Here is a 19,671-nt window from a genome sequence, read left to right on the forward strand (position 1 = left end):
CTCGCCCTCTCGGGGAGAGGGTGGATCGGCCAAAGGCCGAGACGGGTGAGGGAACGTCTCGCAACCTCCCCCTCATCCGGCGCTGGCGCGCCACCTTCTCCCCGAGGGGGAGAAGAATAGGGTGGTGCCCGACCTATGGAATGGACCGGTGAAGCCCTGCTGATCGGCGTCCGCCGCCACGGCGAAACCAGTCTCATTGCCGAGGCCATGGTGGCCGGACGCGGGCGCTATCTCGGCCTCGTGCGTGGTGGCCGCTCCAGCAAGCTCTCGCCCGCGCTGCAGGCGGGCAACACCGTGCAGCTGACCTGGCGTGCCCGCATCGAAGATCACCTCGGCACCTTCACTGTCGAATTGCTGCAGGCCCGCGCCGCCGAGCTGATCGCCGACCGCGACCGGCTCTATCTCAGCCAGCTGGTCTGCGAACACCTGCGGCTCCTGCCCGAGCGCGATCCACACGATCGTCTCCTCGGCAAAGCCCTGATGCTGATCGATAATCCTCCGGATGGCGTCGAGCTGGTGCGCTTCGAGCTCGACCTGCTCGATGAGCTCGGCTACGGCCTCGATCTCACAAGCTGTGCCGCCACCGGTGTCACCAGCGACCTCAGCCATGTCTCGCCCAAGACTGGCCGCGCTGTCTCGCGCGTGGCGGCCGAGCCCTATAAAAACCGCTTGCTACCGCTGCCCAGTTTCCTCGCCGCCCGCGGCAATGCCTCGCCCGATGACATTGCCGCCGGTCTCCGGCTCACCGGGCACTTCCTCGACAAGCTGGTCTGGTCCGCCCGCCGCCTCGATCCTCCGCCCACCCGCGACCTGCTGCTGCAACGCCTCCTCGCCCGTTAAGCCTCGCGCATCAGCACTGATGACAAGTCCCTGCTGACTTGTTATAGCTCACTGAGTGCATAAAGTCCGGATCGTGCAGCCGGCCTGTGCGCTGACCTCATGCCGGGGGGCATGACATCGCCCTTTCCCCACAAGGGCGCTACTGGAGGGACCAGGAATGAACTCTGTTCGCCTTTTGACGGCGTCCAGCATGCTTGCCGTCTTCGCGGCCGGCCCGGTGCTGGCGGCGCCTGTCGACGACTTCTTTGAACGCCTCAATGCCTGGCTCGAGCCCATTGGCGGCTCGGTGACGGCGAGCGTGCCCATCGGCAAAAACAAGGCCGGCCCGCTGACCCTGAAGGACGTGGCTCTGATCGCTCCGAACAACACCACGCCGCTCGGCGCCTCGGTGGAGTTTGGTACGGTCACCACCCTGGATGGCGACCTGATGCTGGTGGACAGCATCATCATCAACAAGTTCGATCACACCAATGATGATGTGCGGGTCAGCGCTGACAAGATTACCCTGTCGAACGTATTGCTGCCGCCCCTCGACGCCACCGACCCCTATCTCTTTGCCCAGATATTGGGTGGCGTGGCGGTGGAAAATCTGCTCGTCGACGACGGCGTCTCCACCGCCGACATTGATCTGCTGAGCTTCGTTCTCAATGCCGATCCCGAAATCGGCACCACCAGCCCCACCGCCTTCTCGGCCATTGTCGAGGTCGTCGGATTGACCATGCCCGAACAAGCGCTGCGCGCCTTCGACTTGGATAAACTGGCGGGTTGGGAAGACTATCTGCTCGACCAGCAGGCCGATATTTATCTGCCGATCCATTGGGACACCACCAATGGCAATTTGACCGTGGCCGACTTCGAGTTCACCACCGACACCCTCGGCACCTTCGCCGTCGGCGTACAGCTCGGTGGTGTCACCATGGACGTGTTGAGCGAGCTCGCCGCACTGGGCGCCGACCAGGCCGATGGTTCGCCTTCCGATCTCTCCGGCCTGCAGGCCACGGCCGTCCGGCTGATGAGCCAGCTCACCTATAGCGCCGGCAAGCTGGTGATCACCGATGGCGGCGTCGTGGACTTCATGCTCAACGCAGCCGCCACCGAGCGTAAGACCACGACCGAACAGGCCATTGCTGCCGCCATCGACGCCGTCGACGATGGGCTCTCTTCGATCAAGGCCTCCGACACTCTGGTCGAACAGGCCACCCAGTCCCTTGCCCTGCTGCTGCAGGAAGGCGGAACACTCGGCATCGATGCCTTCCCTGAAAAGCCGGTCAGTATTCTCGAGCTTGCCGCCCTCGGTCAGACGCCGGCGGCCCTGATCGACCGGCTCGGCGTGGAAGTCGTGCATGTTGAGGGGGATGAATGAAAATGCGTAACCTGCTGATTTCCATTGCTGCCACCGCACTGCTGGCTGTCCCGGTCCAGGCAGCGCCGATCGATGACTTCTTCGCGCGCGCCAACCAATATCTGGCTGAACTTGATGGCTCGCTGAGTTACGCCATTGGACCCGGCTACGATGCCAACACCACTGGCCTGCAACCTCTGGTGCTCACCAGCCCGGACGGCACCGCCGTGACGCTGGGCGAAAAGGCCTATGTCAGCTCGGTCACTACCTTGCCCGGCGATCTGCTCTACGCCCAGGGGCTGCACATCTCCAATTTCGACCGCACCGAGGACGGCACGCGCGTGCGTGTTGGAGCGTTGATCGCCGATGTGTTGCTCCCGCCGTTGGGCATGACAGATCCGATGCTGCTGGCACAGGGGATTGCGGGCCTGTCGCTCTTCGACTTCACCCTCGAAAGTTCCGGTGTAACGGTCAGCTTCGATAGCGCCAGCTACTTCCTCAATGTCTTGCCCGAGCGCGGGTCGGCCGACCCTGCCACCTTTGAATCCACCGTGGCCTTGGACGGATTTCTCGTAACCAAATCCTTACTGGATAAGGTGGGCGCGCCGCCGGTCCTCGCGCCGCTCATAGGCCGCAAAGTCGACCTCGACATCCGCTTCAACTGGCGGCGTGACACAGGCGCAATCGATCCGTTCTCGATCGAGATTGGCTCGCCCGACTTCGGCGACCTGGCCTTCAGCGTCGGGCTCAACGGCATAACCCAGGAATTGCTCACGGCGCTGGCAGAAATCGGCCAGGCGCGCGCTATCGGCACAACCGACACCGACGGTGCCGCGCTCCAGGCCAAGCTGATCCCGCTCTTCAGCCAGGTCACCGTTTCCGCGATCTTTTCCGGCATCTTCAACGAGGGCGGCGCTGCCATCGTCCTCGACCAGGTTGCACAGGAAACGGGTCAGTCCACGACCAAGCTGATCCAGTCTGCCTCCACGGGCCTGCGCGACACCTTGCTCGCCAACGAACTCGACACCCTTGCGCTGCCGGCCGGCGATGCACTCTCGGCGGCTCTCTCGGACGGCGGCGGCGTCATCATCTCCGGCTATCCGGCCACCCCGCCCAGCGTGCTCGAACTGATCGCTCTGCAGACGCCCAAGGCCATTGCTGCTCGGCTCGACCTGCAGGCCAAATACGACGAACCCACGCCCTGAGGCGGCTCGATCTTGGGCCTCTGGCATCAAACTGAACGAAAATGCGTCGGCGAGCCCTAAATCGGCTTGCCGGCGATGCAGCAAAGGGTGGAGAACCGGCAGAAATCCGCCGCTTTGCTGTGGGAGCGCCGCGCTGCGGCTATACTCTGCTCCTGATTCGTTCTCACGAGTGTGCCGTCCATGTCCGATGCCGATACCAAACCGCCTGCCGACGACCAGCGGATCGTCGATCTCAAGCAGGCGCTTGAAGAGCGGTATCTGAGCTACGCGCTCTCCACCATCACCCAGCGCGCGCTGCCCGATGCGCGCGATGGACTGAAACCCGTCCATCGGCGCATCATTCATGCCATGCGCCTGCTCAAGCTCGATCCGGGCCAGGGCTACAAGAAAAGCGCCCGTATCGTCGGCGACGTCATCGGTAAATTCCACCCCCATGGCGACCAGTCGATCTATGACGCGCTGGTGCGTCTGGCCCAGGATTTCGCCCTGCGCTATCCGCTGGTCGATGGGCAGGGCAATTTCGGCAATATCGACGGCGATAGCCCGGCGGCCATGCGCTACACCGAAAGCCGCATGACCGATGTGGCGACGCGCCTGCTCGAAGGCATCACCGAGAACGCCATCGACTTCAAGCCGACCTATGACGGCGAGGACGAAGAGCCCATGGTGCTCCCGTCCAACTTCCCTAACCTCTTGGCCAATGGCTCCACCGGCATCGCCGTGGGCATGGCTACTTCGGTGCCGCCGCACAATGTGGTCGAGCTCTGCAACGCCGCGCTCAAGCTCATCCACAATCCTGCCACCACCACCGAGGAACTTGTCCATACCGATCTCAGCGCCCCGCCGAGCATGGACGATCTGGTGCGCGGTCCCGATTTCCCCACTGGCGGGCAGCTGGTGGAAAGCCGCTCCTCCATCGTCCATTCCTACGAGACCGGTCGCGGGGCCTTCCGCCTGCGGGCCATCTGGCACAAGGAAGAAAAGGGCAGGGGCGTCTACCAGATCGTGGTGACGCAGATCCCCTATGGCGTGCAAAAGTCCCGCCTCGTCGAAAAGATCGCCGAACTGCTGCTGGCCAAGAAGCTGCCGCTTCTGAAGGACGTGCGCGACGAAAGCGCTGACGACATTCGTCTCATCCTCGAGCCGCGCGCCGGCACGGTCGATGCCGTTATTCTCATGGAACAGCTGTTCAAGCTGACCGAACTCGAGCTGCGCTTCCCGCTCAACCTCAACGTGCTCGACAAGGGCACGGTGCCGCGCGTCATGAGTCTGGCCGACGCGCTGCGCGCCTGGCTCGATCACCGCAAGGTGGTGCTGGTGCGCCGCAGCCAGCATCGGCTGGAGCAGATCGCCAGCCGCCTGGAAGTGCTCGAAGGCTATATCATTGCCTATCTCAATCTCGACGAGGTGATCCGCATCATCCGCGAGGAGGACGATGCCAAGGCCAGCCTGATCGCGACCTTCGAGCTGACCGACAACCAGGCCGAGGCCATTCTCAACATGCGCCTGCGCTCGCTGCGCAAGCTCGAGGAAATGGAGCTGCGCAAGGAGCATTCCAACCTCACCGACGAGAAGGGCAAGCTCGAAGCTCTCCTGGCCTCCGACAAGCGGCAGTGGGGTGAGATCGCCAAGCAGGTCGAGGGGTTGAAAAAAGCCTATCCGCTGTTCGAAGCCGATGGCACCACCCCGCACGCCCTCGGCGCCCGTCGCAGCATTTTCGGCGACGCCCCCAATGCCGACGCCGCCGAAATTACCGAAGCCTTTATCGAGCGCGAGCCGATCAGCGTCATCCTCTCCGAAAAGGGCTGGATCCGCGCCCCGCGTGGCCACAATGCCCCGGTGGACGAAAAGGGCTTCAAGACCGGCGATCGGCTGAAGCTGGCGATCAACTGCGAGACCACCGACAAGCTCCTGATGCTCACCACGGGAGGGCGGGTCTATACGCTGGGTGCCGACAAGCTGCCCGGCGGCCGCGGGCAGGGCGAGCCGGTGCGCATCATGGTCGATATCGAGGAGGGGCAGGACATTGTCGACCTCTTCGTCTATCGCCCGGGCGCCAAGCGCATCATCGCGTCATCGGGCGGTTACGGATTTATCGTGGGCGAGGACGATCTCGTCGCCAATACCCGCAAGGGCAAGCAAATCCTCAATGTTTCGGCGCCTGACGAGGCCCGCCTGATCGTGCCCTGCGATGGTGATCGCGTCGCGGTCATCGGGCAGAACCGCAAGCTTCTGGTCTTCCCCATGGCCCAGCTCGCCGCCATGAGCCGGGGCAAGGGCGTCCGCCTACAGCGCTATAAGGATGGCGGCATTTCCGACCTCAAGACCTTCTATGCCGCCGATGGCCTGACCTGGACCGACTCCTCGGGCCGCACCTATTCCAAGCCGATGGAAGAGCTGACCGACTGGCTCGCCGACCGCGCCACCGCCGGCCGCCAACCCCCCACCGGCTTCCCACGGAACAACCGCTTCGTCGGCTGATTTTTGTACCGAGATACAAACCCTGCGGCCAAGGAGGTCAGATGACCGTCAGACGTGTGGTCGCCAATATCGCCACCGAACAATTGGACCTCGCCAGGGCCTTTTATGGCGACCTGCTGGGCATGAGCATCGGCATGGACCATGGCTGGATCATCACCTTTGTCGGTGAAGGCCAGTCCAGCCCGCAGCTCAGTTTTGCAGTCGAAGGCGGATCGGGCACGCCGGTACCGGACCTCTCCATCGAGGTGGACGACCTGGATTCTGTCCTCGCGCGCCTTGGCCAGGCCGGCTATCGGCCCGAATACGGTCCGGCGACCGAACCATGGGGCGTCAGGCGCTTTTTCGTGCGCGACCCGTTTGGCCGGCTTCTAAATATTCTCAGCCACCTCTGAACCGGATTCAGCGTCTCAACCGATCCGCCTAAGCCACTCAACGGAATCGCAATTCCCCACCCATTGCGACACCCAAAGCCTTGTTGCAGGAGAGGCGCAGCCGCTCTAGTCTGCTTATGCGCACCAGCATTATCCCGGCAATGCTGCGCTGCGGAACATGCGACAGCGTCGGTTTAGTGGTTTGTGGGTAGCAGGCACATGAACACGTCCGAAGCCCGCAAGGTGGGCGCGCATCGGCTCTCCGGCTGGCAGGCCATCGCCAACTATTTTCAGCGCAATCCCAGCACCGTGCGCCGCTGGGCGGCCGAGCATGGGCTGCCGATCCATCGCCCCGCCGGCACCATGGCCCGCAAGGGCGCCGCTGTCTTCGCCTATCCCGAAGAGCTCGACGATTGGCTGCGGCGCTTTACCTCCGGCACCGCCAGTGTCCACTCGGCCACCGATCCCCAACCTCGGCCCGACGGCCTCATCTTGCCATCGGCTCCGCCGCGCACTGGCGCATCGCGCAAAACCCTCGCCCTTGCAGCGGCCGTCGCCGCGCTTGCCCTGGTTACTCCGCTTCTTCTGAGCCTCGGCGACGCTTCGTCGCGACCGCAACCGGACGTGCCAGCCTCGAGCGAAGTCAGTCGCGATCTCTATACCGACGCCGTCTATCTCGTCGAAAAACGCACGCCCGATAGCGTCACCCAGGGCGCGGCCATTCTGCAGCAATTGACCCGCAGCGAACCGGCCAACAGCCTGGCCTGGGCGCAACTGGCTACCGCTTACAATCTTATGGTCGAGTATGGCGAGATCGACGCCGCTACCGGCTATCAGCGCTCGCGCGACGCCGCTCAACGCGCTTTGGAGTTGGACTCCACCCTCGCACAAGCCATGACCGTGGTGGCTGATATCGACTTCTTCTGGCTGCGCGACATGAAGGCCGGCCTCGCGCGCTTCGAGCAGGCGCTGGTACGCGATCCCGGCGATGTACAAACCCTGCATTGGTATGCGTCGGCCCTGGCACTATCCGGCGAACCCAGTCGCGCTCTAGTCGAAATCCGCAAGGCCAAATATGCCGACCCCAATTCCCGCTCCATTCGCGTATCGGAGGCGATCATTCTTCTGGCGGGAGGGCAGGCGGCGGCAGCGCGCGAGGTTCTGCAAAGCCTCGTTCGCCACGAGCCATCCTACCGTAACCCCTATCGATTTCTGGCCTTTGTCGAACTCGGCCGCCAGAATTACGAAGCCTACCTCGCCGCCTGGACCCAGCGCTTTGCCCTGACGCATGATGCAGAGGGGCAGAAAGTAGTCGATGCCGGGCGCCGGGGCCTGGCAGAAGGCGGGCCCGACGGCATGCGCAGTGCCATGGCCGCCGCGGTTTCAGGCGATGACGTACGCACCGCCCTTGAGCCCTATTTCCTCGCCCATGTCGATGCACTTGCCGGCTCACCGGCAGACGCCATCGCCTCGCTCGCGCGCATCGAGACCCGGCACGCCTTCTACTATTCCATCGACCCGGCCTTCTCGCATCTCCGCCAGGACGCAGAATTCCAGGAGGCCCTGCGCAGCATGAAACTGCCGGTGCTCTGAACTCCGCAGGCCGGTGGTGCGCCGTCTCCGCTACATTCGCTGGCACGCATAAAGCTGGCGGTTCATTACGTAGCTGCCGGACGGATCGCGCTGCTCGTAATTGTAGCTCATTGTCCTGCCGTCAGGGCCCGGCTGCGCCAGCATGATCAGCATTTCCGGCATGGTCCCGAATTGCGACTGCTGCATGCCCTGCGCTTGCGCCATAAAATGCCCCTGGTCGACCTTCCACTGGCCTTGCACCTGAAACTGTGTCTGCCCGCCAATGCCCATATAGGCGCCCTGCGCCTCCATGCTGCCGCCGGGATAGACCCCCATCACATACTGTTTGACGTAGCCGCTGGTGCGCTGGCCCTGCTGGTCGAGCTCGGTATAGGTCATTTCACACTGCCAATTGCCTTCGAACTGCGCCAAGCTGGGCGCGGTGCCGGCCAGCATGCCGGCAATGGCAAGTGCTGCAATCCATATCGGTCTGCTCATATTACCCTCTCAGTTGAGGCCAAGGCTGGCCTTGGTGATCCCTTCGGGTTCCGCCACGGTCCAGAAGAAGTGCTCGATGCCCTCCCAGCACATGACGATCCGCGCATTTTGGGGGTCATAGAAGGCGTTGGCGGTGCCGCAATCGGCAAAGACGATGTCGAGGTCGCGCTGCCAGACCAATAGGGTCTCGATATTGGCTGCGAACTCCTCGAACAGGCGAAGGTTTTGCAGTTCGGTCTGCAGCCCCTTGCCGAAAGATGTCTGGGACGGCTGGTACGACACCTTGAGCGCGGCGCCCTTGGCGTTGGCGGGTTGCATGCCGGGATATTCGCCGCCCTGATTGCGGGCAAAGGGCTGCACGATCAGTTCCCAGGCGCGATTGCGCTTGGCGAAGTCGACCTCGCAGCGGCTGCGCTCCCGATCCGGGAACTGCACCCGGTCGGCCAGCCCCTTGAAATAGGTGGGCGACGATCCGTAGATGATGCAGAGCGTGTTGCGGAACCGCGCTTCGCCGGCCGAGTGCTCGTCATACCAGGGCAGCTCCATCCCCTGCTGCTTGGAGCGCGAGGCGTCGTGATACCAGAGCAGGGTGGAATAGCTCACCATCTCGGTGAGGAACGCCACCATTTCGGGCGCCATGCCCTGGGTGTCCCTGAGCATGGACGACAGCACCAGCGCCGAAAACTCGTCCACCGTGTCTTCTTCCGAACCGGTTGCGGGAATGCCGAGTTCCCCGATCATGGCGTGGCCCAGTTCGTGGGCGAACACGCCCAGCGCGCTGCCCAGCATCATCGCCGAGATTTTTCTCTGCGTTTCGCTGACCGGGCCTGGCGCCTTGTCGCCTCCGGGCAATTCGGGGGGACCATTCCCCCCTGGCAATTCTGGCGGTCCCTGGGTGGTCTGCGCAAATTCGGGCAGGGTGTTGAGCGGCGCCCAGTCGGCCATGCCCTGCTTCCAGACCAGGCTTGTTGCGGTGATCTGGCCCGCGGCCAGCGCCTCGAGCACCTGCTGGCGGGTGACCGGGCCGATCGGTTGCCCGTTGACCCCGACATAATAGCCGCCATCATTGCCGCCCGCGGGATCTGGTTGTGGTCCGGGTCCAGGTTTCGGCCCCGGCTCGGGCTGTGGCGTCACGCCGCCGCCGCCGCGCATGAAGACATATTCCTCCATGCCCTTGTCGCCCATGATCCCGATGGTGATGCCCTGCGGGCTGTGCAGCGCCTGAAATTGTACCTGCTGGCCATTACTGAAGGTCAGCACGCCGGTGACATTCTCACCACCATCGCTCTGGCCATTGAGTGTGCCGCTGGTCTGGCCAGACAATTGGCCGGTCACCGTGCGCCCTGATTGCTGCAGGCTGAGATTGATACCCTGCGCCGCCCCGCTCCCGGCATACTGCCCCGTCATATGGTCGGCCCGTGCCGCCGTCATGAATGCAAGGCTCGCCAGAACGACCACCACCAGCCGCGTAACATGGGACATGGTCCCCTCCCGTGCATGTGGCGGCCGCGACACTGGCGCCCTCCAAGGCATGCGCCAATCCGCCCCCACCAGGCTCGACATGTCTAAAACACTATCAATCCCAGCGGCTTGGGTGGATGGTGCAACTACGCTGAAGAATGCCTATGAACGCTCATTTGCCGCCAACGACGACAGTCACCTCCGCTTTGCCGCGTTCAGGGCCCGACGCCGTGGGACGATGCGGAACAAAGCCCTCGCCACCCCGTTTATCTCTGTCATCGGAACGAGGAGAGGGCAGTGGCACCGCGTGCAAACTGGAAGGGCTTTCTCAAGGTGGCGGAGCTGACCTGCCCCGTCGCGCTATATACCGCCGCCTCCACCTCCGACCGTATCGCCTTCCACACCCTTAATCGTGCCACCGGCCATCGCGTACGCCGGCAGTTTGTCGATAGCGATACCGGCAAGCCTGTCGAGCGCGACGATCAGGTGAAGGGCTATGAGGTTGGCTCCGGCGAATACATCACGCTCGATCCCGAAACCGTCGCCGCCGCCGTGCCCGACAGTGACAAGACCCTCGATATCAGCAGCTTCATCGCCTGCAGCGAGATCGACGATGTCTATTTCGACAAGCCCTATTATCTCGCCCCCGCCGGCCACGATGCCGATGAGGCCTTTGCGCTCATCCGCGACGGCATGAGCAAGCGCCAGGTGGCGGCGCTGGCGCAGACCGTATTGTTCCGCCGCGTCCGCACCGTGCTGATCCGGCCGCATGGCAAGGGCCTCATCGCCACGACGCTCAATTACGACTACGAAGTGCGCTCCGCCGACGCCGCATTCGAGGATGTGCCCGATTTCAAGCTCAAGGGCGAAATGCTGGAGCTGGCGGAACACATCATCAAGACCAAGCGTGGCAGCTTCGATCCCGCCAAATTCGACGACCGTTACGAGGCGGCGCTGGCCGATCTGGTCAAGGCCAAGCTCGAAGGGCGCAAGATCGAAAAGCGTCCACCGCCCAAGGACGACAAGGTGGTCGATCTCATGGCCGCCTTGCGAGAAAGCGCTGGCATTTCCGCCAAAAAGACCAGAAAAGCCGCGCCCGCCAAAAGGGCCGCTGCCAAGTCCAAAGCCGCATCACTGCGCAAAAAGGCCAGCTGATCATGGCCACGCTCGACACCTATCGGCAAAAACGCAATTTCAAATCCACCACCGAGCCCAAGGGCCGCAAGGCCCGCAAAGCGGGCAATGCCTTTGTCATCCAGAAACACGACGCCACGCGCCTGCACTACGATCTGCGCTTGGAAATGGACGGCGTGATGAAAAGCTGGGCCGTTACCCGTGGCCCTAGCCTCGTGCCCACGGAAAAACGCCTCGCCGTCCATGTCGAAGATCATCCGCTCGAATATAACGCCTTCGAGGGCACCATTCCCAAAGGGGAATATGGCGGCGGCACCGTCATCATCTGGGACCGTGGCACCTGGACGCCGGTGCACGATCCCGAAAAGGGCTATGCCAAGGGGCATCTCGAATTCGAGCTCAAGGGCGAAAAACTCTCCGGCCATTGGCACTTGGTCAAGATGCACGGCAAGCCCGGCGAAAAGCGGGAAAACTGGCTGCTGATCAAGGGCGAGGACGACGCAGCCCGAACGCCCGACCAGCCCGATATTCTCAAGGAGCGTCCGGAATCGGTCAAAACCGGGCGCGATATCAAGGATGTCGCCGGCGAAGCGCCCGGCTGGTCGTCGAAGACCGGCAAGATCACCAAATCCGCCGCGCTAAAATCTTCCAAGTCACCCGTAGAGCCCGAGCCCGAAACCACGCTTCCTGATCCCGCCGGCGTCAAGGGCGCCAGGAAAGCCGCACTCCCCGATTTCGTCGAACCCACATTGGCGACGCTCATGGCCGCGCCGCCTCAGGGCGAGCGCTGGCTGCACGAGATCAAGTTCGATGGCTATCGCCTGCAAGCGCGCATCGAGGCCGGCCGGGTGAAACTCCTCACCCGCAGCGGCCACGATTGGACGAAGAAGTTCGGCAAGGACGTGGTCTCGGCGCTCCAGTCGCTCCCCCTCGGTTCGGGGCTGATCGACGGCGAGCTGGTGGTCGAAAACGGCGCTGGCGCTTCCGATTTCTCCGCTCTGCAGGCCGATCTCAGCGAAGGGCGGATGGATCGCTTCGTCTTCTACGCGTTCGATCTGTTGTTTCTCGACGGCTATGATCTGCGCGCGCTGACGCTGGTCGAGCGCAAGGCCATGCTCGAGCAGGTGATCGGGGCGGGGCAGGGGCTCCTGCGCTTCAGCGGACATTTCGAAGAAAATGGCGGGCTGGTGCTGCGCCATGCCTGCCGCCTCAGCCTGGAAGGTGTCATCTCCAAGCTCCGCGATGCGCCCTATCGCTCCGGGCGCAGCAAGGGCTGGATCAAGTCAAAATGTTCGGCACGCCAGGAATTTGTCATCGGCGGCTATGTGCCGTCCTCAACCTCCCGACAGGCCATCGGCTCCCTGGTCCTGGGCGTCTACGATGAGGGCCGGCTCGACTATGTGGGCCGCGTTGGCACCGGCTTTTCCGCCACTGTCGCCGCCGATCTGTTCAAGCGGCTGAACCGGCAGCGCGTCTCCGAAAGTCCCTTCGCCGAAAAACTCACTGCTGAACAGGCGCGTCAGGTGCGCTATGTCCGCCCCGAGCTCGTCGCTGAGGTCGAGTTCCGCGCCTGGACGGCCGACGGCCATCTGCGCCACGCCGCCTTTCGTGGCTTGCGCGAGGACAAGCCGGCAAGTGAGATTGTCCGCGAGGTCCCCAAGGCGAAATCCGACATGGCAAAGGCCCCACGCCGCACCGTCACGCTCACCCATCCCGACCGTGTCTACTGGCCCGATGCCGGGGTGACCAAGGAGGGGTTGGCCGATTATTACGCGGAAGTCTGGCGCTTCATGGCCCCCTATATCGTCGGCCGTCCGCTGGCCCTGTTGCGCTGCCCCAGCGGTATCACCGGCGAAAAATTCTTCCAGAAGCACGCCTGGAAGGGGCTCAACAAGCATATCGTTCTAGTCAAAGACCCCAAGGAGAAAGACAAGGACGCCGCGCCCCTGATCGCCATCAACGATCTCGATGGGCTGATCGGTCTCGTGCAGTCCGCGGTGCTCGAAATCCACCCCTGGGGCTCGACCATTGCCAATTGGGAACAGCCCGACACCATCATCATGGACCTCGATCCCGGCGATGGCGTCGGCTGGGAGGCGATCATCGCCGCAGCCGAAGAGGTTCGGCAACGCTTGACCGATGCAGGCCTGGCAGCCTTCGTTAAAACCTCGGGCGGCAAGGGTCTGCACGTCGTCGCGCCGCTCAAGCCCAAGGCAAAGTGGCCCGAGGTCAAGGCCTTCACCAAGGCCATCGCCGACAGCATGGCTTCAGACAGTCCCGACCACTATGTCTCGACCATCACCAAGTCAAAACGGCGTGGCAAAATCCTCATCGACTATCTGCGCAATCAGCGCGGCATGACCGCCGTCGCCCCCTATTCGACCCGCGCCCGCCCCGGCGCCGCCGTCTCCATGCCCCTGGCCTGGGACGAGCTGAGCCCCGCTATCGGCCCGGACTATTTCACCGTCCTCAACACCCCGACCCGCCTCGCCGCCCTAAAATCCGACCCCTGGTCCGACTTCCACACCGCCGCCAGGCCCCTCGCCCCGCCAAAGCGCCAGGCCAGGTAACCGCCTCTCCCAATCCACCGACTGCCTCTCTCCCACAGCTCCGCCCTCGGACTTGATCCGAGGGCCTCCCAGATAGGGCGACGGGCCGATGCTTTTGGCTAACCTTTGCCCATCAAGCGATGCAACTCCTCCCCCTGCTTTAGGGGGAGGTTGGGAGGGGGGCGCACGCCCAAACCCATATGCGATAGCCCTGCACCTCACGGGCAAGGGAGGCAAAAATGCACTCAGACTGTCTATCGCGACCGCGTCTTGCCCGTCTCCGCCCCGATGCTTTTGCGCAGCGCGTCCATGATATTGATGACATTGCTGGCCGGTTCTTCCGCGCTCTGCTTGGGCTTGGCGATGCGCTTACCCTTCTTCTTGGCGGCGATGATATCGAGCAGCTTGTCCTGCACCGGGTCATCGACCATCTTCGGGTCCCATGCGGTGGTGCGCGCGTCGATCAGTTTGGTGACCATCGTCATCAGCTTGGCGTCGGACTTGCCGCTGCCTATGCCGGCAAAATAGTCGGCCTCGTCCCGCACTTCATCGCCATAGCGCAGCGTCCACAGCACGATGCCCTTGCCCCGCGGCTCCAGCATCACCGCGCGCTCGCGCCGATACATCACCAGCCGGGAAATCCCCACCGTGCCGGTCGTCGCCATCGCCTCGCGGATCACCGCAAAGGCCTCTTCGCCCACCGGATCGTTGGGCGCCAGATAATGCGGCGTGTCGTACCAGATCCACTCGATGCTATCGCGCGACACAAAGCTCTCGATATCGATGGTGCGCGTGCTTTCCAGCGCTACCGCATCGATCTCGTCGTCTTCGAGCATGACGTAGTCGTCTTCGCCGCGCTGATAGCCTTTGACCTCGTCATCCTTGTCGACCGGCTTGGCGGACACCGCATCGACATATTGGCTGACCACGCGATTGCCGGTCTTGGCGTTGAGCGTGTGGAACCGCACCTTCTCGCTGTCCGATGTAGCCGGCGTCATCGCGACCGGACAGGTGACCAGCGAAAGTTTGAGATAGCCTTTCCAGAACGAGCGTGGTGCCATGGCCTGTGTTCCCGGGAGATCGGACAGCAACGGCACCACCGCGCCATTCGTTCCTCAGCCGGCCGCGGGGCCGGTCGTGCCGCGCACCACGAGGCTAGTATTGAGCACATAGCGCACATCGCGGATGGCGTTGTTCTCGAGAATGTCGATCAACAGCGTCAGCGCCGTCTTGCCGGCCTCCACCGAGCGGTTGGAAACGGTGGTCAGGGCAGGGTAGGTGGCCGCCCCCAGCACGTCGTCGCAGCCGACTACCGAAAACTGCTCGGGCACCGAAATGCCCCGGTCGAGCAACTCCGCCAGCATGCCCTGCGCCGTCAAATCGTCGAAGGCGATGGCGGCGGTAGCGCCGGTGGCCAGCACATTGGCGGTGATCCGCCGTCCGGATTCGAAGGCCGCATACTCGTTGGAAATGACGCTGACCTCCATCCCCAGCTGCCGCGCCGAGCGCCGGACGGCGTTGCGTCGCTGCTTGTTCGACCACGACCCATGCGGGCCGCTGACATAGACCAGTCGCTTGTGGCCCAGCGCCGCCAGATGCTCCACCGCCTCGGCCACGCCGGTGGCGCTATCGATCAGGACGCGGGGAATGCCCTCCACGTCGCGATTGATCAGCACTAGCGGACGGCGCGTGCTATGCGCCACGATTTGTTCGTCCCCCAGGCGCGAGGAGGCGAGTACGAAGCCCTCCACCTGCCCGCCAAAGCGGCCGATCAGCTTGTCTTCCTGCTGCGGGTTTTCATCCGAATTGCCCAGGAAAACGCAATAGTCCGAGCGATCCGCCTCGGCCTGCGCCGCCCGAATCAACGGCGGAAAGAACGGATTGGCGACATCCGGCACGATCAGCGCAATATTGCCGTGGCGGCCGGTGCTGAGGGCCCGGGCGGTGTGATTGGGCACATAGCCGAGCTTTTCGGCGGCAGCGAAAATCTTGCTGACCGTGTCGGCGCTCAGCATTTCCGGGCGGGTAAAGGCGCGCGAAACGCTCGACTTGGTCACGCCAGCCGCTTCCGCGACCTGATTGATCGTCGGCCTCGTCCGTCGCTGCGTCATGCCCATCCACCCCCGTCGCGTCTGCTTCTCATGCCATGATCACGGGCGTAAGCATAGCCGCTTGACGTGCAACCGGTTGCATAACATAAATGCTGCGTCCGAGTGTGCCGGATGGGCCGCCGGAGTTTGGAGGATTTCCGTGACGTCGCTAGCAACTTCCCCCGCAACCGCCACGCGTCAGGCCGGGCAGATGAATGTCCGGGTCTTTGAAAGCCGCGATCTCATGGGAGCTGCTGCCGCGCGCGACATTGCCGGGGCGCTGCGCCAGGCGCTCGCCGCCAAGCCCCATGTGCGCATGGTTTTTGCCGCCGCACCCAGTCAGTCCGAAGTGCTCGCCGCCCTGGCCAGTGCCCCTGATCTCGACTGGACCCGCGTCACCGCCTTCCACATGGACGAATATATCGGCCTCGCCCCGACGGCGCCCGAGCGCTTCGCCCATTGGTTGGACCTGCACCTGTTCGACCGCGTGCCCTTCCATCAGGTGCACCGCATCGTCCCCGAGCCCGATCCCGCCGCCGCCGCCGCGCGCTACGCCGCTCTACTGGCCGAAGCGCCAATCGATATCATCTGCCTCGGCATTGGCGTCAATGGCCACATCGCTTTCAACGATCCCCCGGTTGCCGACTTCGCCGATCCACTCGACGTCAAGATCGTTGTCCTCGACGACGACTGCCGCCAGCAGCAGGTCGATGACGACTGCTTCCCCCGCTTTGAGGATGTGCCCGAACAGGCCATTACCCTCACCGTGCCGCGCCTCATGCGCGCCGAAAAGCTGTTCTGTGTGGTGCCCGGGAGCCTCAAGCGCGACGCCGTGCGCGCCGCACTATACGATCCGATCAGCACCAGGTGCCCGGCCTCGATCCTGCGCCAGCATCCTGATTGCACGCTCTATCTCGATACGGAGTCCAACCCCGATGCCTGAGACCATTGATGCCGATGCCCTCTGCGCGGGCTATCTCTCCGACGTCACGGCGCTGATGCAGTCCATTCTGGTCGATGAGCGCGATGCGCTCGATCGTGCCGCCAGCCGCGTCGCCGATCAGGTCGCCGCCGACCGCCTGGTGCATGTCTATGGCCCCGGTGGCCATTCCAATCTGGCGGCGCAGGAAATCTTCTTCCGTGCCGGCGGCCTCATGCATGTCAGCGCCATTCTCGACGAAGGCACGCTGCTGTCCAACGGCGCCCTGCGCTCCATGGCCATCGAGCGCACGCCCGGCTATGGCAAGGTAGTGATCGACGACCAGCGCCTGCGCGAGGGGGATCTGCTGATCCTCACCAATGCCTATGGCATCAATGCCGCGCTCATCGATGCCGCCATCACTGCCCGCCAGCGCGGTGCCTTCCTCATCGGTTTCAATTCGCACGCCCATGCCAATGGCAGCGCCGCCACCCATCCGGCTCGCCATCCAACCAGGCAGAACCTGCACGATATCGTCGATATCGCCATCGACACAAAGGTGCCGATTGGTGATGCTCTAGTTACCGTTCCGGGCGTCACAGAAAACATTGCGGCAGTCTCCACCTTCGCCAATGCCTTTGCCCTCAATTGCCTGGTGATCCGCACCGTGGCCAAGCTGGCCGAGCGCGGCCTCGAGCCGCCGATCTGGCGCAGCGGCAATGCGCCGGGCGGCGATGAGGCCAATGGCCGTTTCCTCGCCCGCTTCCGCGATCGGGTGCGCTGGCTATGAGCGAAGCGGGCCGCATCATTGGACGCGACCCGGCCACGGGGCAGGGGATCGCGGTCACCGTCGCTGATGGCCTCGTCTCCGCCATCGAGTCCACGGCGTTTGGCGCCGACGCGCCCTTTCTCTCTCCCGGCTTTGTCGACCTGCAGGTGAATGGCTATGGCGGCCACGATCTCAATGACGGCCCGCCCAGCCGCGAGACGCTGGAAAGCCTGGCGCGCCTGCTCCTTGCCGCCGGCACTACCAGCTTTGCCCCGACGCTGATCACCGCCAGTCAGGCCCAACTTTGCGCCGGCCTTGCTGCCATCGCAGCCGCGCGCAAGGCCAGCCCCATGCTGGCCGCCATGATCCCTTTCATTCATGTCGAAGGCCCCTCGCTCGATCCGGCCGATGGTCCGCGTGGCGCGCATCCGCTTGAGCATGTCCGCACCCCAAGCCTCACTGAATTCGCGCTCTGGCAACAGGCCGCCGAGGGGTTGGTCGGCATGGTGACGTTGTCGCCGCACTACCCCGAGGCGCCAGCCTATATCGCCGCTCTCTCTGCCCAGGGCGTGCTGGTTTCCATCGGCCATACCGGCGCTACGCCCGAACAGATCGCCGCCGCCGCCGCTGCCGGTGCACGTCTGTCCACCCATCTCGGCAATGGCGCTGCCAGCCTGCTGCCGCGCCATCCCAATTTCATCTGGTCGCAATTGGCCGATGACCGGCTCACCGCCAGCTTCATCGCCGATGGCCACCATCTTCCCGCCGCCACGCTCAAGGCCATGCTGCGCGCCAAGACGCTCGACCGTGCCATTCTGGTCTCCGACGCTGCCGCCCTGGGCGGGCAAAAGCCGGGCCGCTATCGCACGCCCATCGGCGGCGAGGTCGATGTTTCCACGGACGGGCGCCTCAGCGTCGCCGGCACGCCTTATCTTGCTGGAGCCGGGCACCTGCTGGATCGCAATATTGCCTTTGCCATCGACGCGGCGGGCCTCTCGCTGCCCGATGCCCTGCGTCTCGCCAGTGCCAATCCCGGCGCCTTTGCCGGTGATCGCGGCAAGCTGGTGCTTGGCGCGCGCGCCGATATCACGCGCTTTCATTGGTCGCCGGGCGATTTCAAGCTCGGCATGGTCGATGTCTTCCTCGCTGGCCAGAAGGTGCTGCCATGATCCGTGCCGGCGTCGCCACTGTCGATATCACCCCGTCACCCGGACTGCTGCTGGCCGGCTTTGCCGCGCGCACCCAGCCATCCACCGGCACCCATGACCCGCTCACCGCCCGCGCTCTCGTGGTCGAGGATACGGCCGTGGTCGTGCTCGACGTCATTGGCCTGCATGAAGACATGGCTGCGCGCATCCGCCAACGCTGCTGTCTGCCCGAGGACAATGTCATCGTCGCCGCGACGCATACCCATGGTGCGCCGATATCCATGCTTGGCCGTCTTGGCCGCGATGCCGATCCGGCCTTCCTCAAACAGATGGAAGACGGTGCCGTCGAAGCCATTCGCCTTGCCGCCGAGACCCGTGAGCCGGCCACCCTCCATGCCGGCATGGGCGGTGATCCCGCTGTCGCCTGGAACCGCCGGCATGCCGATGGCCCGCTCGATCGTTCCGTGCCGGTCATTCGCATAAGGGCGGAAGACGGGCGCTGCATCGCCATCATGGCCTCCTATGCCTGCCACCCGGTGGTGCTGGCCGCCGACAATCTGCAGATGACCGCCGACTATCCCTTCTATGTCAGGCAGGCGCTGGAAGCGGCCCATCCCGGCGCAACGTCGCTTTTCCTGACCGGTTGCTGCGGCGATGCCAATACAGGTCACACCGCCCAGGCCTCCTGGACCCTTGCCGCAAATGCCGAGCGCACCTTTGTCACCGCCGAGCGCCTCGGCAGGCGCATTGCCGAGGCGGCACTAATGGCCGAGGAGCGCCCGATGCACGGCCCGGTCGGCGCGACCCATCAGGAGCTCGATCTCCAGCTGACCCGGCTCGAAGAGTCGCCGCTCGAAACCCTCGCCCACCAGTGGCGTAACGAACTGCCCACTGCCGAGCCGGTGCGCACCATTCTCCTGACCCACTGGGTCGAATGGGCCGAGCGCTTCGCCACCGTCACGCCCGGTCTCTGGCGCGCCCGCGTCAGCCTGCTCGACTGGTGCGGCGTGCCCATCGTGGCCATGCCGGGTGAAATTTTCAGCGAAACCGGGCTTTCGGTGCGCAGCGCCGTACCGGATCGTCCGGCCTTCGTCCTCGCCTATGCCGAGAGCAATCCCGGCTACATTCCGCCGGCCAGCGAATACCGCTTTGGCGGTTACGAAGTCAGCGAAGCGCACCGCTTTATCGGCATGCCCGGCGCCTTCGCCCCCGGTTCCGCCGAGGCTTTGGCCGAGGCGGCACGCACCTTGCTGCAACAACGCCACTTGACAGCGCAACCGGTTGCATAACAA

Annotated in this window: 16 protein-coding genes; 12 read left to right on the top strand and 4 right to left on the bottom strand. The window is 64.0% G+C overall.

Annotated elements, in window-relative coordinates; translation table 11 throughout:
- The first annotated feature begins 135 nt into the window (after positions 1-135).
- The 6 genes from recO (at position 136) to BGO80_RS18015 (ending at position 7,832) form a co-directional block, all read left to right on the top strand.
- Complete coding sequence (gene recO / locus BGO80_RS17990) at positions 136-840, top strand: DNA repair protein RecO (RefSeq protein WP_286722803.1); 705 nt, start codon at positions 136-138, stop codon at positions 838-840.
- A gap of 157 nt (positions 841-997) precedes the next feature.
- Positions 998-2,203 (top strand): aq_1923 C-terminal domain, encoded by a 1,206-nt coding sequence (locus BGO80_RS17995; protein ID WP_286722805.1) that lies wholly within the window; start codon positions 998-1,000, stop codon positions 2,201-2,203.
- Positions 2,200-3,387 (top strand): aq_1923 C-terminal domain, encoded by a 1,188-nt coding sequence (locus BGO80_RS18000; protein ID WP_286722807.1) that lies wholly within the window; start codon positions 2,200-2,202, stop codon positions 3,385-3,387. Before BGO80_RS17995 ends, BGO80_RS18000 begins: the two co-directional genes overlap by 4 nt.
- 180 nt (positions 3,388-3,567) lie before the next feature.
- Positions 3,568-5,868 carry a DNA topoisomerase IV subunit A gene (gene parC, locus BGO80_RS18005; RefSeq protein WP_286722808.1) on the top strand — a complete coding sequence of 767 codons (2,301 nt, stop codon included), beginning with the start codon at positions 3,568-3,570 and terminating at the stop codon, positions 5,866-5,868.
- 41 nt (positions 5,869-5,909) lie between these two features.
- Positions 5,910-6,260 carry a VOC family protein gene (locus BGO80_RS18010; protein ID WP_286722809.1) on the top strand — a complete coding sequence of 117 codons (351 nt, stop codon included), beginning with the start codon at positions 5,910-5,912 and terminating at the stop codon, positions 6,258-6,260.
- Positions 6,261-6,458: 198 nt separating this feature from the next.
- Complete coding sequence (locus BGO80_RS18015) at positions 6,459-7,832, top strand: hypothetical protein (RefSeq protein ID WP_286722810.1); 1,374 nt, start codon at positions 6,459-6,461, stop codon at positions 7,830-7,832.
- A gap of 30 nt (positions 7,833-7,862) precedes the next feature.
- Here BGO80_RS18015 and BGO80_RS18020 read toward each other — a convergent pair whose 3' ends face one another.
- On the bottom strand, positions 7,863-8,309 hold the full coding sequence (locus BGO80_RS18020) for a hypothetical protein (protein WP_286722811.1): 447 nt from the start codon (positions 8,307-8,309) through the stop codon (positions 7,863-7,865).
- A 9-nt stretch (positions 8,310-8,318) separates the two neighbouring features.
- Positions 8,319-9,791 (bottom strand): DUF4344 domain-containing metallopeptidase, encoded by a 1,473-nt coding sequence (locus BGO80_RS18025; protein ID WP_286722812.1) that lies wholly within the window; start codon positions 9,789-9,791, stop codon positions 8,319-8,321.
- A 276-nt stretch (positions 9,792-10,067) separates the two neighbouring features.
- On the opposite strand from BGO80_RS18025, the gene ku (BGO80_RS18030) reads away from it, so the two are divergent.
- Together ku (BGO80_RS18030) and ligD are read left to right on the top strand one after the other, a co-directional pair.
- On the top strand, positions 10,068-10,925 hold the full coding sequence (gene ku / locus BGO80_RS18030; protein ID WP_286722813.1) for a non-homologous end joining protein Ku: 858 nt from the start codon (positions 10,068-10,070) through the stop codon (positions 10,923-10,925).
- Between the two features lie 2 nt (positions 10,926-10,927).
- Complete coding sequence (gene ligD, locus BGO80_RS18035) at positions 10,928-13,474, top strand: DNA ligase D (protein ID WP_286722814.1); 2,547 nt, start codon at positions 10,928-10,930, stop codon at positions 13,472-13,474.
- Between the two features lie 233 nt (positions 13,475-13,707).
- Here the strand turns inward: ligD and ku (BGO80_RS18040) are convergent, their stop codons facing one another.
- Positions 13,708-14,514, bottom strand: a complete 807-nt coding sequence (gene ku / locus BGO80_RS18040; protein ID WP_286722815.1) for a non-homologous end joining protein Ku — start codon at positions 14,512-14,514, stop codon at positions 13,708-13,710.
- Positions 14,515-14,568: 54 nt separating this feature from the next.
- The gene (locus BGO80_RS18045; RefSeq protein ID WP_286722816.1) at positions 14,569-15,564 is read right to left on the bottom strand and encodes a LacI family DNA-binding transcriptional regulator; all 996 of its coding nucleotides are present in this window, start codon (positions 15,562-15,564) and stop codon (positions 14,569-14,571) included.
- Between the two features lie 223 nt (positions 15,565-15,787).
- On the opposite strand from BGO80_RS18045, the gene BGO80_RS18050 reads away from it, so the two are divergent.
- Genes BGO80_RS18050 through BGO80_RS18065 form a run of 4 tightly spaced genes read left to right on the top strand, consistent with a single transcriptional unit; the run spans position 15,788 to position 19,668 of the window.
- The gene (locus BGO80_RS18050; RefSeq protein ID WP_286723081.1) at positions 15,788-16,486 is read left to right on the top strand and encodes a 6-phosphogluconolactonase; all 699 of its coding nucleotides are present in this window, start codon (positions 15,788-15,790) and stop codon (positions 16,484-16,486) included.
- Complete coding sequence (locus tag BGO80_RS18055) at positions 16,479-17,252, top strand: sugar isomerase domain-containing protein (protein WP_286722818.1); 774 nt, start codon at positions 16,479-16,481, stop codon at positions 17,250-17,252. The genes BGO80_RS18050 and BGO80_RS18055 overlap by 8 nt, the downstream gene beginning before the upstream one ends.
- Positions 17,249-18,400, top strand: a complete 1,152-nt coding sequence (locus tag BGO80_RS18060; protein WP_286722820.1) for an N-acetylglucosamine-6-phosphate deacetylase — start codon at positions 17,249-17,251, stop codon at positions 18,398-18,400. Before BGO80_RS18055 ends, BGO80_RS18060 begins: the two co-directional genes overlap by 4 nt.
- Positions 18,397-19,668, top strand: a complete 1,272-nt coding sequence (locus BGO80_RS18065) for a neutral/alkaline non-lysosomal ceramidase N-terminal domain-containing protein (RefSeq protein WP_286722821.1) — start codon at positions 18,397-18,399, stop codon at positions 19,666-19,668. Before BGO80_RS18060 ends, BGO80_RS18065 begins: the two co-directional genes overlap by 4 nt.
- Positions 19,669-19,671 lie beyond the last annotated feature (3 nt).

The sequence above is a fragment of the Devosia sp. 63-57 genome, assembly GCF_001899045.1.
In the GTDB taxonomy this organism is placed as follows: Bacteria; Pseudomonadota; Alphaproteobacteria; order Rhizobiales; family Devosiaceae; genus Devosia; species Devosia equisanguinis.